General features: G+C 64.4%; 17 protein-coding genes. 9 read left to right on the top strand and 8 right to left on the bottom strand.

Annotated features, from left to right (window positions below):
* The first annotated feature begins 274 nt into the window (after positions 1–274).
* Complete coding sequence (locus ABE485_RS10270) at positions 275–1,822, top strand: hypothetical protein (RefSeq protein WP_346515188.1); 1,548 nt, start codon at positions 275–277, stop codon at positions 1,820–1,822.
* Between the two features lie 80 nt (positions 1,823–1,902).
* On the opposite strand, the gene ABE485_RS10265 is transcribed toward ABE485_RS10270, so the two are convergent.
* Positions 1,903–2,634, bottom strand: coding sequence for a carbonic anhydrase family protein (locus ABE485_RS10265; protein WP_346515187.1), 732 nt, complete (start codon positions 2,632–2,634; stop codon positions 1,903–1,905).
* Between the two features lie 305 nt (positions 2,635–2,939).
* On the opposite strand from ABE485_RS10265, the gene ABE485_RS10260 reads away from it, so the two are divergent.
* From ABE485_RS10260 to ABE485_RS10250, 3 genes are all read left to right on the top strand, one after another.
* Positions 2,940–3,164 (top strand): DUF1049 domain-containing protein, encoded by a 225-nt coding sequence (locus ABE485_RS10260; RefSeq protein WP_346515186.1) that lies wholly within the window; start codon positions 2,940–2,942, stop codon positions 3,162–3,164.
* Between the two features lie 80 nt (positions 3,165–3,244).
* Positions 3,245–3,679: a hypothetical protein gene (locus tag ABE485_RS10255; protein WP_346515185.1), complete on the top strand. Its 435-nt coding sequence runs from the start codon at positions 3,245–3,247 to the stop codon at positions 3,677–3,679.
* Positions 3,680–3,720: 41 nt separating this feature from the next.
* Positions 3,721–4,215, top strand: a complete 495-nt coding sequence (locus tag ABE485_RS10250) for a glycine zipper 2TM domain-containing protein (protein WP_346515184.1) — start codon at positions 3,721–3,723, stop codon at positions 4,213–4,215.
* Positions 4,216–4,224: 9 nt separating this feature from the next.
* On the opposite strand, the gene ABE485_RS10245 is transcribed toward ABE485_RS10250, so the two are convergent.
* Positions 4,225–5,583 carry an ATP-binding protein gene (locus tag ABE485_RS10245; protein ID WP_346515183.1) on the bottom strand — a complete coding sequence of 453 codons (1,359 nt, stop codon included), beginning with the start codon at positions 5,581–5,583 and terminating at the stop codon, positions 4,225–4,227.
* Complete coding sequence (locus ABE485_RS10240; RefSeq protein WP_346515182.1) at positions 5,580–6,251, bottom strand: response regulator; 672 nt, start codon at positions 6,249–6,251, stop codon at positions 5,580–5,582. Before ABE485_RS10240 ends, ABE485_RS10245 begins: the two co-directional genes overlap by 4 nt.
* Before the next feature lie 124 nt (positions 6,252–6,375).
* On the opposite strand from ABE485_RS10240, the gene ABE485_RS10235 reads away from it, so the two are divergent.
* From ABE485_RS10235 to ABE485_RS10215, 5 genes are read left to right on the top strand one after another with little or no spacing between them, the layout of a single operon-like run.
* A complete protein-coding gene (locus ABE485_RS10235; RefSeq protein ID WP_346515181.1) occupies positions 6,376–7,002 on the top strand; it encodes a thermostable hemolysin in 627 nt (208 codons plus the stop codon).
* The gene (locus ABE485_RS10230) at positions 6,999–8,480 is read left to right on the top strand and encodes an AMP-binding protein (RefSeq protein ID WP_346515180.1); all 1,482 of its coding nucleotides are present in this window, start codon (positions 6,999–7,001) and stop codon (positions 8,478–8,480) included. Before ABE485_RS10235 ends, ABE485_RS10230 begins: the two co-directional genes overlap by 4 nt.
* A gap of 7 nt (positions 8,481–8,487) precedes the next feature.
* The gene (locus ABE485_RS10225; RefSeq protein ID WP_346515210.1) at positions 8,488–9,159 is read left to right on the top strand and encodes a TenA family transcriptional regulator; all 672 of its coding nucleotides are present in this window, start codon (positions 8,488–8,490) and stop codon (positions 9,157–9,159) included.
* Positions 9,156–9,971 (top strand): SDR family oxidoreductase, encoded by an 816-nt coding sequence (locus tag ABE485_RS10220; RefSeq protein WP_346515179.1) that lies wholly within the window; start codon positions 9,156–9,158, stop codon positions 9,969–9,971. The genes ABE485_RS10225 and ABE485_RS10220 overlap by 4 nt, the downstream gene beginning before the upstream one ends.
* A gap of 47 nt (positions 9,972–10,018) precedes the next feature.
* On the top strand, positions 10,019–10,627 hold the full coding sequence (locus ABE485_RS10215) for a hypothetical protein (RefSeq protein WP_346515178.1): 609 nt from the start codon (positions 10,019–10,021) through the stop codon (positions 10,625–10,627).
* Positions 10,628–10,715: 88 nt separating this feature from the next.
* On the opposite strand, the gene ABE485_RS10210 is transcribed toward ABE485_RS10215, so the two are convergent.
* The 5 genes from ABE485_RS10210 to ABE485_RS10190 all read right to left on the bottom strand — a co-directional run bounded on the left by ABE485_RS10210 (position 10,716) and on the right by ABE485_RS10190 (position 14,516).
* A complete protein-coding gene (locus ABE485_RS10210; RefSeq protein ID WP_346515177.1) occupies positions 10,716–11,450 on the bottom strand; it encodes a helix-turn-helix domain-containing protein in 735 nt (244 codons plus the stop codon).
* 172 nt (positions 11,451–11,622) lie between these two features.
* Positions 11,623–12,276: a response regulator transcription factor gene (locus tag ABE485_RS10205; protein WP_346515176.1), complete on the bottom strand. Its 654-nt coding sequence runs from the start codon at positions 12,274–12,276 to the stop codon at positions 11,623–11,625.
* Positions 12,273–13,361, bottom strand: coding sequence for a PAS domain-containing sensor histidine kinase (locus ABE485_RS10200; protein ID WP_346515175.1), 1,089 nt, complete (start codon positions 13,359–13,361; stop codon positions 12,273–12,275). Before ABE485_RS10200 ends, ABE485_RS10205 begins: the two co-directional genes overlap by 4 nt.
* 151 nt (positions 13,362–13,512) lie before the next feature.
* Entirely contained in the window at positions 13,513–14,031 is a 519-nt protein-coding gene (locus tag ABE485_RS10195; RefSeq protein WP_346515174.1) for a flavodoxin family protein, read from the bottom strand.
* A gap of 29 nt (positions 14,032–14,060) precedes the next feature.
* Positions 14,061–14,516, bottom strand: a complete 456-nt coding sequence (locus ABE485_RS10190) for a CBS domain-containing protein (RefSeq protein WP_346515173.1) — start codon at positions 14,514–14,516, stop codon at positions 14,061–14,063.
* Positions 14,517–14,672 lie beyond the last annotated feature (156 nt).

The following is a 14,672-nucleotide window of genomic DNA, read 5'->3' as shown; positions in this document are numbered from 1 at the left end:
CAGCCTCGGCCTGCGAATTAAGGTAAGGATCTGTTGCCGCCAAATCCGGCGTGGCCGTTCACGCGCAGAATGAAAAGCGGCCTTCGAGGCGACACCTGGTGCAAGCGCGATCAGATCTGCGCGCTGCCGCGCCGGCGTCGCATCGCGGCTCCCGCATCCCTCCAGTTCGCCGGCCATCCGATTTCCTCACGTGCATACGGCGTCAGCCGGGCCGGCGCCCGCGGGTGTGTTTTTCCTGATTCAGGTTTTGCTGCATCCATTTCCGGAGAGCATCGTGAAGAGAAGAACATTCCTGACCACCGGCGCCAGCGCGGTCGCCGCCCTGTCCACCCAATCGGCGTTTTCCCAGTCTCCGCCCGTGCCGGGGCAGCCCCTGGCCCCGGTCGACCTGGCGGCCGCCGCGGCGCGCGTGCGCGCCCAGTTCCTCAAGGATTTTGACCCGGCCTACATCGAGAACGTCATCATCCCCCATTTCCTGGTCAGCGTTTACCAAGGCGAGCGTCCCGTGCTGCCCATGATCGACGTCAGCCTCACCAAGGAAAACGCCTTGCCGAACGATCTGTGGGGCTTGCTCAGCAAGACCTGGCGGCCCGCCCCGCAGGATGGCGTCACCGTCTTTCTGCAGGGGCTGGAAAAGCGCGGCCCCGACAATCTGCGCAAGCGGATCTACATGTCCGCCGTCACGCCCGACCTGTACCGGAGCCAGTACGGCGACAAGATCACGGCCTTCTTCGACAAGCTGCTGGGCGACGCAAACGCGGGCAAGCCCTTGATGCGCCCCTACCTGGAAGGCTATTGGGACCTGTACTGGGACCTGCACCTCGGGGTGAAGAACGAGGGCATCCCCGACCGGGTGCGGGTTATTGGAGAGGCGTTCAACACGGTGCTTGCGTACCGCGATCCGACGCAGCGCATCGTCTACGAGAACTACATGACGGTGCGTACGCACCTGGATTTCCTGAAGACCTGGATCGACCAGAAGCTGGCTGACATTGCGTCAGGCAAGATCCCGAATCCCGAAAAGACGTTTGCCTGGTACTGGATGAAGAACGGCGAAGAGAGCGAGCATTTCAGCCACAAGGACGTGGTGTTCGAGTGCTTCCATAATTTCGTCGCGTTCAGCCAATGGGGCAATACGCTCTACAACGTCATGCTCAAGCTGAGCCGCGACGCGGGGGACGCCGACACCAAAGCCTGGTTCAAGAAGACCATGCAGGGCAATTACGACGACGGCAAGGACGCCGCCTTCACGCCGCTGGAGCGCTTCGTCATGGAGCTGTTCCGCACCATATCGCCCAACGGCGGCAGCATCTCGGCGCTGGAGGAAACCCGGCCGCCGCGTTTTGAACGGCACGGCTACATCGTCAGCCCGCATACGTCGACCAGCAAGGACCCGGTGCAGTGGAAGAACCCGGAAGCCTTCGATCCCTCCCGCTACGAGACCGCGCCGACCAGCCAGAATGTCGACCAGGCCCATATCGAAAAAATCGGCCTGGCCAGCTGTCCTTTCCATCCGACCGCCTTTGCCGTGAAGGACGGTCGCAAGGCCGAAATGCGCAACAGCGCCTTCGGCACGGTGTTCGGGGTGGCGGACGGCAAGCCCATGCCCGTGTGCGACTATGCCGGGTTCGCGCCGTTCGGTTTCGGCTACCGGCGCTGCCCCGGCGAACAGCTCACCATCCATGCGATCGAGGATTTCCTGCGCAAGGTGTGGAAGGACAAGATCGAATTCGTGAAGCTGGATATCGTCAATCCGGAGCCGCTGCCCATCGGACCGACCACGGTGATCGGCGACAACGTGGGCTTCGTCAGGGCGGGCTGACCGGCGCAGCCCGCCGCGGTTCGTCCGGGTACCGGCAGGCTTGCGGCCTGCCGGCACCGGCGCATTGGGCAAACGCGCGGTCAGCTCAGGAAGGTGAGCATGCCGTTGCTCAGGTCGTACATCGAGCCGACGATCTTGATTTTCCCTTCCTTTTCCAGGCCGGCAAGGATGGGGCTGTTCTTGCGGATGGCCTCTACCGTCTGCAGGACGTTGGTCCTGGCCACGGCATCGACGAACGCCGCGTTCTTGCCGCTGCGTTCGCCCGAATACTTGGTGGCGTCAACCGCGGGCTTGATTACGTCCAGCAGGCCGGTCAGGTGACCCAGCTGCACGTTGTCGATCGCGCCGGCTACCGCGCCGCAAGCGGTGTGGCCCATCACGAGCACCACCTTGGCGCCCGCCGCGGCGCAGGCGAACTCCATGCTGCCCAGCAGATCATTGTTGGAAATGTTTCCGGCGATCCGGCCGTTGAAGGTATCGCCGATGCCCGTGTCCAGGATGATCTCCGCCGGCGCGCGGGAATCGATGCAGCTCAGGATCACGGCCGCGGGGAATTGCCCCGACGCGCTGGACCGCTTCTGCGCCAGGTAGTCGTGCTTTTGCGGCTTGCCCGCGCGAAAGCGGGCGTTGCCTTTCTTCATCATGTCGATGACCTGATCCGGGGTCATTGCGTCCCGCTGCGCCCGGGTCAGCGACGCAGCGGTGGCGTCTTGCGGCGCCAGCGCCACGCCCGCCATCACCGCGGCCGTTCCCGCGCCCACGCCAGCCTTCAACCACGTCCGGCGCGCCGGATCATGAGGGTGCCCTGCCATGCAACAATCCTTGATCGCTTCCATGAAGTGTCCCCTAAATGCAGCCCACAAAGACAGACCGCGGGGCGCGGCTGTTCAGTTCCGGGCCAGCCATGTGCGACTGATTTATGGCGCATACATTCTGTTCCTGTTCGCCAAGCCAAACAATATTTCCGTGTGAAACGGCGGGGAGGCGGGGAGGGGCCGCCCGCAAGCGGCCCTGATTTCCTTGTATTCCCGCCGGATGAGTGGCATAGTTTTTTCGCACGATACGGCCCCGGCGGTTCCAGGGGCGATCCAGCCAACAGTTATACGAAAGGTGCCCCATGAGATACCTGTACATCGTATTGATTGTGTTGCTAACGGCCGTCGTACTTTCGTTCAAGATCCAGAACTTCGATTCCGTCACGCTGTCGCTCTGGACTTCCACCGTCACATTGCCGGCCTCGGTCCTGGTCATCGGCGTGTACATACTGGGAATGTTCACGGGCGGATTCCTCCTCAGCCTGTTGCGTTCCGCATTCCGCGGCGCCGCCAATCGCGCCACGTAGCGATTCCCGAAAGATTCGACCCAGCAAGTCGCCGCTCGCGCCGCTTCCAGGCGCGGACGCGTACCAAGGAGCAATCTCGAATGAAAAGGCTATCCCTAGTTCTCACCACATGCCTGCTGGCCGGCTGCGCCGGGACCGTCGCCACCAAGAACGACCTGGCAACCTACGGAACGCCTCCCAGCGAGGACGACCTCTACCAGTACATGTCGTCGCTGCGCGACACCTTGCCTCCCACGCGCTATGTCAGCTACCGCGACAAGGGCTATGCGGACTCCGTCAAGAAGGGAACCTATACCGGTGAAGACGGAAAGCCGGCGGCCGGCTGGATCTACGCCTTCGAGGTCGCCGGCTACGACCAGGTCGGGCCCGGGCAGCCGCAGTGGACCGCGCGGCGCGTCGTGTTCTTCAATGGCCGCGCGATCGGCGGCTTCGACGGGAATGGGAATTTCATGCGCAGCGGCGCGCAGCCGCCGGCCTCGACCGCGCCCGCGGCCACGCCGGCGCAGCCCCGCTAAGCCCGGATTCATCCACATTCTGTCGTACCGGAGAACGAATCATGCACAAGCATCAACAGGCAAAGCGAAGCCCCCTGAGCGTAGCCGCCGCTGGCGCCATTCTTGGGCTGGCGACCATCCTGGCGGGCTGCGCCAATCCGTCGGCCTCATCGCGCGTCTACACCTTTGACCAGGCGCAGCGCGCGCAGACGGTGACGCTGGGATATGTCGTCGGCGTGCGGCCGGTGACCATCCAGGCCGCCCAGACCTCGGGCCTGGGCGTCATGGCCGGCGGCGCACTGGGCGCGGTTACCGGCAGCGCCATCGGCGGCGGATCCGGCCGTCGGATCACGACCGTGGGCGGCGCGGTGGGCGGCGCGATGGCCGGCAATGCGATCGAGAACGCCAGCGCCCGCCGCGCGGGCCTGGAGCTCACCGTGCGCCTGGACAGCGGGGACCTGCGCGTCATCACGCAGGAAGCGGACGTGCCCCTTTCCACGGGCCAGCGTGTGCAGATCGTGACGCAGGGCGGCGTGAGCCGGGTGGTGGGCATCTGACAGGCCGGCCTAGACGCCCCGGTTCACCGCGACGCGGAGGCCGGGGCCAAAATCGGCGGCGGGTTCCCGCATGGAAAACTGGATGCGCAACCCGTGAATGTGCGCGATACGGCGGGCAATGGAGACCCCGAGGCCGCTGCCGGGCTCCTCGTTGCCCGCTGCCCGCACGAATCTTTCCCCGAGTCTGGGCAGGATCTCGGGCGATATTCCCGGACCCTCATCGTCCACGATGATCTGCGAGGCCGTGAACGTGATGCGGACGCGAGAGTTGCGCGGACCGTAACGGATTGCATTATCCAATAGGTTCTTCAGCATGATGGTCAGCGCCGTTTCGTCGCCTGCCATCGGCAGCGGCAATTCGCCCGGCCCGGGCCATTCGACGGCGATGTCTATATCCCGCCGGTTCGCGATCCAGACGCAATCGCCCACCGCTTGCTCGGCCACGGTCCGCCAGTCGACGGTCCTGTCGAAACCGCTGTGGTTCGTGCTGTCCAGGCGGGCCATCGTCAGCAACTGCGATACCAGACGGTCCAGTCGCTCCATGCTGCGCGTGACGCTTGTCTGAGCAACCCGCCGCTGAGCCAGGTCTTCCGTGCGCTGCACCACGTCCCATTGGGCCTGCAGGGCCGCCAGCGGCGTCCGCAGTTCGTGCGCCGCATCGGCGGTGAGACGGCGCTCCTGATCGATCAGCGCCGCGACGCGCGTCAGCAGGCCATTCATCGCTCCAACGAGGACGCGAAGTTCACCGGGCACCTCCGAAATTTCCAACAGTGTTGCGTCGTCCGGCTTGCGTCGCTCCAGCTGCTGCGATAAGTCGCGAACCGGCCGTATTGCCCGACGAACAGCAAAGATCAGCAGGCCGATCAGCACTGGAAGCGCCACCAGCCAGGGCAGGATCTGGCTCGCGATGTAGGCGATGACCAGGTCATGGCGCTCACCGATGCGCTGTCCCACGGCGATACGTGTCTGGCCGGATGAATCGTTCAGATAGACCAGCCGCCAGGGCTGGCCATCGACGGTGCTTTCGGAGAATCCCTCGCGCCCGTCGCCACGCGGGAACTGCTGCGCTTCCGGGTCCAGCACCAGTGGCGGATCGTCGCCGCGCCAGATCGCGACGGACAGGTCACCCAGGCCAACGTCGCCGGAGTCGGCCGGGGCCGGCGCGCGGGCGGGTATGGGCGCCGATGTTGCCGAGGGCGGTATCAGCCCCGCGATGGCAATTGTCTGCTGGGCCAACCGCAGCATGTCGGTGTCGTAGAGCTCGTTGATCTCGTGGGAGGCTCGCCAGTAGGTACCGGCTATGGCGATCAGCCACGCCAATGGTGCGGCAACAAGCACGGCGACGATCAGCCTGCGTTGCAAGGTCATGGATCGACGTCCACCTGACCCAGTGCGTACCCGGATCCCCGCACGGTGCGGACGATCTTGGGGTGGATTTTCTTGCGCAAATGGTGCACGAACACTTCGAGCGCATTGCTTTCCAGATCCGCGTCCCAATCGTAGAGCTTGTCGCGAATGAAATCGCGCGTGAGGACGCGATTGGGATGCGTGAGGAACAGTTCCAGCAGCAAGGCTTCCCGTGTTGTCAGGTCCACCTTTTGTCCCTTCCAGCGCACCTCGTGCAGCGCGGGCTGGTAGTCGAGGTCGCCGTGGCTCCATACTGGTTCGGGCTTGCCCGCCACACGCCGAGTCACCGCACGCAGGCGGGCTGCCAGTTCGTCCAGTGTGATCGGCTTGATCAGGTAGTCGTCCGCGCCCGCGTCCAACCCGGCGATGCGGCTGTCAACGGCCTCGCGCGCCGTCAGTATGACGACGGGCACGGTTCGCCCACCGTTGCGCCACCGCGTCAGCAGCGCCACGCCGTCTTCTCCGGGCAGCCCCAGGTCCAGCACGACCGCGTCGTAGTGCACCATGGCGATTGCCTGATCTCCGTCCGCGCCATTTGAAAACCAGTCGACCGCATAGCCCAGCAGCCGCAAGCCGGATTTCAGGCCATCGCCGATCAGCGGGTCGTCTTCAATGATGAGAATTCTCATTTGATGCCTTTGCACTGCACTCGACGGAGATTAGCACCGCCTGGCGATTAATTTGTCATTAATGTTCGTTGCCTAATCTGCGCCCCATCATTTGGAAACCGACGGTCCCGAGATGGAAGCCAGCATGGCGTTTATCAAGTTTTCGCTCGATGCAGCAAAGCAATCGATCCCTTCGCCGCTACAGGCAACGCCCTCGACGCTGCATATCCACTCGTCGGACGATCCCCTGCGCGCCGAAGTGGAGTCCTATATCCGGCAACGCTATCAGCAGCGCTTCGGCGCAAAGCTGAACGAATGGCTGCCCACGCTGGTAAGCGTGCGCAAGAATGGAGAAATCCTTGCTGCCGCGGGATACAGGGGCGCTGAAGCGCCCCTGTATCTCGAGCGGTATCTCGCCGCGCCCATCGAACAGTATCTCCACGATCAGGGCGCGCCGGTGGCGCGCAGCCTGATCGTGGAGGCGGGGCAATTCGCGGCGGTGCGGCCTGGGGCGGGACGGCTGCTCGTGCCCATGCTGGCCCGCCATTTGCACCAGCTGGGATTCCGCTGGGCGGTGAGCACCCTGACGCGCGAACTGCATCACATGTTCGCCCGAATGGGCATGGCGCACCAACCCATTTCCGCCGCCACGGCGCGACACCTGAACGAGCAGGAGCGCCAGGCCTGGGGCAACTATTACGCCCATGCGCCACAGGTCTTCGCCGGCCGCCTCCAGACCATCGTTGAGCGGTTTCGGGAGCTCGATGCATGAATACCGATGATTTCATGTCGCTGCTGCGGGATCCTCTGCGGGCGGGCAGTCTTGCAGTTCAGGGCGCTTCGGGGTCATTGGACTACCCGGGCCTGATGGAACGGGTCGATGCGTGCGCCGGACGCCTGGCCGCCCAAGGGGCGCGGGTATTCGCATCGGTCCTCGATAACGGCGCCGATTGGATCGTCCACGATCTGGCGTGCCTGCAGGGCAGGGTGGTCCACGTGCCGCTGCCGCTGTTCTTCACGCCGGCGCAGTGGTGCGGCGCCATCGAAGCCGCGGGCGTGAATGTGGTCGCGGGGCTCGCCTCCATGCTGCCCATGCTGCGTCCGGCCGGATTTGAGCTTGTGGACGTGTCGCCCGGCATGCCGGCGCTGTTCCGACGGCCGGACCCCGACTTGCCATTGCCCGCGGGCACATCAAAGATAACTTTTACGTCCGGATCCACGGGCGCGCCGAAGGGCGTATGCCTCGGCGCGCGAGAAATGCTCGCGGTAGCACGCGGCCTGGCCTCGGTCACGAGTCCGCTCGGCATACGCCGGCATTTCACCGCCTTGCCGCTGGCGGTTCTGCTGGAGAACATTGCGGGCATGTACGCGCCCTTGATGGAAGGCGCCACAATGGTGACCCATCCCTTGGCGGAAACCGGCCTGCAGGGATCATCCCGTTTCGATCCCGGCAAATTCAGTGCCGCGCTTTCCGGATCGCAGGCGCAGAGCGCCATCGTGCTGCCGCAGATGCTGCGCGCCTACTCGTCATGGCTGAGGGCGACGGGCGGGCACGCGCCGGATAGTCTGCGACTGATGGCCGTGGGTGGCGCGGCCGTGGGCAACGAGTTGCTTGCCGACGCGCGGGCGCTCGGGCTGCCTGTCTACGAAGGGTACGGGCTGTCGGAAGGCTGTTCGGTCCAGACGCTGAATCTGCCCGGCGCGGATTGCCCGGGTTCGGCCGGCCGCCCGCTGCCGCACGCGCGGTTGCGCATCGCCGCGGACGGCGAAATCGAGATTGCCGGCAGCCTGGCCCTCGGCTACCTCGGGCAGCAGCCCGCACGCGAGCGCTGGCTGCCGACGGGAGACCTCGGCAGTGTGGACGACCGGGGGTTCCTGCATGTTCAAGGCCGCAAGAAGAACCTCTTGATCACCGGATTCGGGCGCAACGTGTCGCCGGAATGGATAGAGCTCCGCCTGGCAAGCCAGCCGGCAATCGCACATACCGTCGTGCTGGGCGAGGGCCAGGGCGAACTGGGCGCCGTGATCTGGCCGCAGCCCGGGGCCAGCGAAGCCGCGATCCGCGCCGCCATTGATCAAGCGAACCGCGCGCTGCCCGACTATGCGCGCATAGGGCCCTGGATGCGCGCGCGGGCCGACTTCACGGTGACGAGCGGCCTTGCCACCGCCAATGGCCGTCCGCGCCGCGCCGCGGTCGCCGCCATGCATGCCGACCTCTTTCCGCGCAATTGCGCGCAACCGACGCCATAGACCAATCATGACTTTCTTCGAACAATTGCTGGACCAAACGCGACAAGGCCGCGAATCGCTGGTGGCCATTCCCATCATCCAGGAATGCCTCCGCGGCAGTGTGTCATTGCCCGCCTACATCGCCTTTCTGCGCGAGGCATATCACCATGTCAGCCACACGGTTCCCCTGATGCATGCCTGTCGCGCGCGCATTCCCGCCCGCCTGGGCTGGATGCTGCAGGCGATCGACGAGTACATCGACGAGGAAACGGGGCATGACGGCTGGATACTGAATGACCTGCGCGCGCTTGGCCAGGAACCGGAAGCCATCCGCCGGGCGGGACCGGGCCCCGAGACCGAGGTCATGGTGGCCTACGCCTATGACACGATCGCCCGCCGCAATCCGCTGGGATTTTTCGGCATGGTGCATGTGCTTGAGGGCACGAGCGTCACGCTCGCCTTGAACGCGGCGGACCAGATCCAGCGGGCTCTTGCACTGCCGGCGTCCGCATTCAGCTATCTACGTTCGCATGGCACGCTGGACCAGGAACACACCGCGCATTTCGCCGACCTGATGAACCGTCTCGACAATGCCGATGACCAGGCCGCGGTGATTCATTCGGCGAACATGTTCTACCGGCTCTATGGCGCGATTTTCCGCGCCTTGCCACGTGCGACGGCGCAATCGGAGGACGCATGAGCCCAAGAGACGCATCCGTCGTATTGACAGGCGCCGCGGGCGGCCTGGGCAGCGCGATCGCCCGCCGACTGTTTGACGAAGGTGCCTGCCTGCTGCTGGTCGGCCGCAATTCCGGGCCGCTCCTGGCCCTGGCCAGATCCCTGAACGGTGCGGCGCGCGACCGCTCGCGGGTGGACGCCCTGGTCGTGGATGTGACCAAGGACGAGGGGCGTCGCGCGATCGTCGACGCCGCCGCCGCCCGCAATGCCAATGTACTGATCAACAATGCGGCAGTCGCCGCGTTCGGGCCGGCGCAGGATCTCCGGTCGGAAGAGGCGCGCCGCGTTGCGGAGACCAATATCGTGGCGCCCATGATGTTGATTGCGGGGATGCTGCCGCTGCTTCATGCCCGGGAACGCGCCCAGATCCTGAACATCGGGTCGACGCTGGGCAGCCTGGGCGTCCCCGGATTCTCGGTGTACGGGGCGAGCAAGGCGGCGCTTCGGATCTATACGGAAGCGCTGCGCCGGGAGCTTGCCGGCTCGACCGTTCGCGTGCAGTACTACGCGCCCAGGGCGATCGACACACCTTTCAATTCGCAGCAGGTGCAAGCCTTCAACCGCGCGACGGGTTCGGCCAGCGACTCGCCGGAAGCGGTGGCGCACTGCATTTCGCGCATGCTGCAAAGCAAGTCGCGCCAACGCCACGCCGGCCGGGTCGAAGCGATCGCGGCGCGTCTTAACGGCGTGTGCCCCGAGTGGCTCGACGGCGCCTTCGGCAAGCACCGCCGCGCATTGACATCCTTGAAATCTCCTTCAGGAGCCTCCTCATGAATCTGACTACGCTTTTCCGCGCAACCGTTGCCGGCCTGCTGGCAGGCATGGCGCTGTCCAGTTCCGCGGTCGCCGCCGCGCCCGCGGCCGATCTCGACCAGGGGATACACGCATTGCAGAATGACTGGGCGACCATCCAGTACACGGTGCCCGCCGACAAGCGCGCCGCGCGATTCGAAGCGCTATCGCAGCAGGCGCATGAACTGACGGAGCGATATGCGGGCCGGGCGGAGCCGCATATATGGGAAGGCATCATCCTGAGCTCATGGGCGGGGGCCAAAGGGGGCTTGGGCGCGCTGGGCCTAGCCAAGCAGGCAAAGGCGGAGTACGAGACGGCGATAGGAATCGACAGCAAGGCGCTTGGCGGGTCAGCCCTGAACAGCCTGGGCGTGCTGTATTACAAAGTGCCGGGCTGGCCCGTTGGATTTGGAGACAACAAGAAAGCCGAGGCGCTGTTGCAGCAGGCTCTGGCGGTGAACCCGGACGGCATCGACCCCAACTTTTTCTACGCGGATTACCTGGTATACCGGAATCGCAAGGCAGAGGCCGTCCCGTATCTTGAAAAGGCCTTGAAGGCGCCGCCGCGTCCCGGACGCGAAGTTGCCGACGAAGGCCGGCGGGCGGAAGCCCGGGCGTTGCTGGAAAAGGCCAGGTAGACCAGCGTCCCGACCGCGCAAGACGTCAAATTCAACGCTGGCCGACGTCGCTGCCCGGTTCGGGCCGTTGCGTAGCCGGATCGCCCCTTCACCCGCAGCTCATTTGCCGCAGGGCTTGCACGTTGCGGATCTCCAGCTGCCTGCGTTTCACCTTCACCAAGGACGCGCCTTGCAGGCGCGCGAGCACCCGGCAGACGGTTTCCACCTTCATTCCCAGGTGGTTGGCGATGTCCTCTCGGGTCATTTTCAGGGTGAATACCACGGGGGAATAGCCATTCGCGGACATCTGGTCGGAAATCCCGATCAGGAAGTCGGCGACGCGCTCTTCGGTTTTCATGCATCCCAGGATCAGCGACAACCGGCGGTATTGGTCGATATCGTGCGCGATAAGCCTGTTGAACTGCTGGGCGCAGGCAAAGTCGTCACGGCATTTACGCATGATGTCGCTGAAAGGCAGGATGCAGACCATAGAATCTTCCAGTGCGATGGCATCGCAGCGATGCGTGCCGGTTTCGATGGCATCCAGCCCCAGCAACGCCCCGGCCGCGGGAAACGCCATGATTTGCTCCAGCCCCGCGCGATTCGTGACCCGTATCTTCACGGAGCCGGAATGCAACTCATACAGGTTCAGCAATGGGTCGCCGGCGCGGTAGACGCATTCTCCCCGATGGATACGCCGGCGACAGCGGACGGCGCTGGAAACCGGAGACGAAAAACCATCGCCGGTGGAATGGCAAAAGCGCGCGAGGATGCACCGTTCGCAGTCGCGCGGCAGGGCCGCCGGCAGGGGCCGCGCATTGGAAAAGACAATGGGTGAGTCCATGGCCGCGCCTCACTGGATTGGAAATGCGGGAAAGACGCCACAGACAGGGAGCGTATCGCTCTTGCCGGGTTAAGCGTAGTATCGGATGCGCCGGCGGCTATGGCTATCAGCAGGGATCGCCAGTTTTTGCCGGCCGATGCTTACGCGCGTAGGAATATTCCTACGTCTTCCATCAAGGGCCGGATGTGTCCTGATCGTCGATGAGGCGATGCCTGATTGCGTAGCGCACCAGATCGGCCTGGTTTCGAAGATTCAACTTGACCAGTATCCGGCTCTTGTAGGTGCTGACGGTTTTGACGCTCACGAACAGCAGCCGCGCGATGTCCGAATTGCTCAGGCCCGAGGCAAGATGCCGGAAGACCGACAGTTCCCGATCCGACAGAAGCAGGTGGGGCAGCGCGGCCCCATCGCCATAGCGCTCGAAAGCGATGCTCTCCGCCAACGATTGGCTCAGGTAGCGCCCGCCGGCGGCGACCTTGCGTACCGCCTGAACCAGTTCCTCGGCGGCGCTGTCCTTGGTCAGGTAGCCCGCCGCGCCGGCTTTGATCGCCTGGACGGCGTATTGCTGTTCGCCGTGCATTGTCAGGACCAATATCGGCACCGCCGGATAAGCGCCTTTTATCTGCCGGATCAGGTCTACGCCATCCCGGCCAGGCATGGACATGTCCAGCACCAGGAGGTCCCAATTCCGTTCGCCCAGCAGTTTCAGCGCTTCGCTGCCGTTTCCCGCTTCGCCCTGAACGGAAATGTCCCCCGCCTGCTCGAGCAGGCGCCGCAGGCCTTCGCGCAGCAGCGTGTGGTCATCCGCCAGCATGACGGTGATCATGAGGCCTCCCATTGCGAGGCGGATTGCTGGGCGGGCATCCCCACGTCCAGACGGAACCCGCCTTTCTTGCGGGTATTGATTGTCACTTCGCCGCCAAGCAGCCTGACCCGCTCGCGTATCCCTTGAAGGCCGAGGGACATGGGCAGCTTCTTGGCCAGGCTTTCCGGCGTGGCGCCCACGCCATTGTCCTGCACCGTGAGCTGGCAGCGCGACGCGTCGCAGACAAGCCGGACGTGAACCTTCGTCGCCTGGGCATGCTTGGCAATATTGGTCAGCGCTTCCTGGACGACGCGAAAAAGGGTGGTGGCCACCTGCTTGTTCGGCTCGGCCGGCCCGATTTTTATCTCCGCATCGGTGTCGATGCCGTATCGGGACACGAAGTTGGCGACCAGCCACTCGACGGCGGCGGCCAGGCCCAAGTCGTCGAGCATGACTGGCCGCAGATCGGAAGCGATACGACGCAGGGACGCAAACGTGCCCTTGATGAGAAGGCGCATCGCCCGCACGCGATCCCGCGCATTGGCGTCATTCGGCCCAAGGCCTGCATCCAGCTGTGACAGCTCCATCGTCAATGCAGTCAGGCTCTGGCCCAGGTCATCGTGCAGTTCGCGGGCAATGTGTTTTTTTTCCTGTTCGCGCACATGCAGCAAGGCATTGGACAGTCGGGTGAGTTCATCGCGCGAGGCGCGCAGAGCCTGGTCGATGCGTTGGCGTTCGGTGATGTCGCGCAGGAAGACGGACAGGAACGCGCCCGATTCCGTACGCGCCTGCGAAATCGAGGCTTCCATCGGGAACTCCTCTCCGTTGGAGCGAAGTCCCCACAGCGGCGCGCCCATGCCCATCTGGCGATCGGACAAGCCCGTTTCCATGAAACGCCTGACGTGTTTCACATGGACCGCGCGGAAACGCGCGGGGATAAGGATATCCAGGCTGGCCCCGATGGCCTGCCCGGCGTCATACAGGAAGACGCGCTCCGCCGCGGCGTTGAACATCACGATGCGCTGAAGCTCGTTGATCGTGATGATCGGCTCGGTCGCGGACTGGATGATATCGAGCAGCGGAGGCGCGCTGGGCGAGTGCTTCATCGCAGGAGACAGGGTGTTTCCCGTTATGCCGGAACAGGTGCTCGGCCCATTGCAACACACATTTCCGCACCGGGCGACCGCTGCGTGCCGGGGTGCGTCAGAAGCACTAGTGCGTTCGGCGGTGCGTCACCGCTTTTCCGATGCGCGCGCGTCAGTCCATCGAGGAAAGCATGGGATCGTTCGCTGCGTCCATGCCCCCGGCAGCGAGGGTCTGGTCCCGGAAACGGCACAGGGACGCGTCGCACTCTTCGGCCAGCACATCGTATTGCTTCAGCAGCAGGATCGATCTGGGCTTGGCGCCCGCGATGGCCGCAACGTCGTCGACAGCGCGAAAGCCGCCATAGCCCGACATGACGCAAATGACCGAATACGCCTTGATCAACCGGCCCTGCGCAAGCAGGAATGACCGCATGGGAGCGGCCAGCGACCGCATCCACACTGGCGCGATCAGGACGAGGTGGTCGAATTGGTCCAGGGAAGGGCCATCAAAGCGGAAGTCCGGGTTGCGCTTGAATAGACAGTCGACGACGCACCGAAGATCGCCGATCAGCCCGATCCGCGGCGCGGCATCCCGCACTTCATGGACCGGCCATCCGCTTATCGATGCCAGGCGCTGGGCCACCGTCCGCCCCGTGCCGGTGCGGGAATAGAAAACAATGCCGATCCGCATGGCGATGCCTCCTGGCCGCGGCTGCAGCCTCAAGATTCCTGGGCGAGCAGGGCCCGCAGAATGTCGCGCCTGCTGACCACGCCGACCAGCTTGCCTTGGCGGGTGACAGGCACGCGCTTGATGCTCCGTTTGAGCAGCACATCGGCGATTTCGGCCAGGTCGGCCGATTCATCCACCGTGATCGCGGGACTGCTCATCACGGCCGCAGCCGTCTGCTCGCCCAGTTGCAGGCTATGGAGAAATTCCAGGTTCAGCGCTTCGCCCTCGGCCAGCAGCGACAGCCAATGATCCATTTTTTTCTGGTGCGCGCTGTCCTGGCGGCGCACCAGATCCCCTTCGCTGACCACTCCGATCAGTGCGCCGTCGTCACCCGCCACCATGACCGCGCTGATGTTCTGGTTCAACATGGCATGCATAATCTGGGAAACCGGAGTTCTGGCGGATACGCAATAGGGAGCCGCGGTCATGAGGTCGCGCGCATTCATGGCAATTCTCCAGGGTGGCGGGGCGTACCCCGGCGTGTGTATTCGTTCGTCCTATGGTGATCTCCCGGACAATGGCGATCTTGATTTTGGTCAAGCAAGAACGCGGCGGCTGCGCCGAACGCCGACGGAGCGTGCGAACCTGCCGGCAATGAGAGT

This window comes from Achromobacter spanius (genome assembly GCF_039673305.1).
GTDB classification, from domain to species: Bacteria; Pseudomonadota; Gammaproteobacteria; order Burkholderiales; family Burkholderiaceae_B; genus Achromobacter; species Achromobacter spanius_F.
The sequence above is the reverse complement of the archived record's forward strand: the minus strand, read 5'-3'. Positions and strand labels throughout refer to the sequence as shown.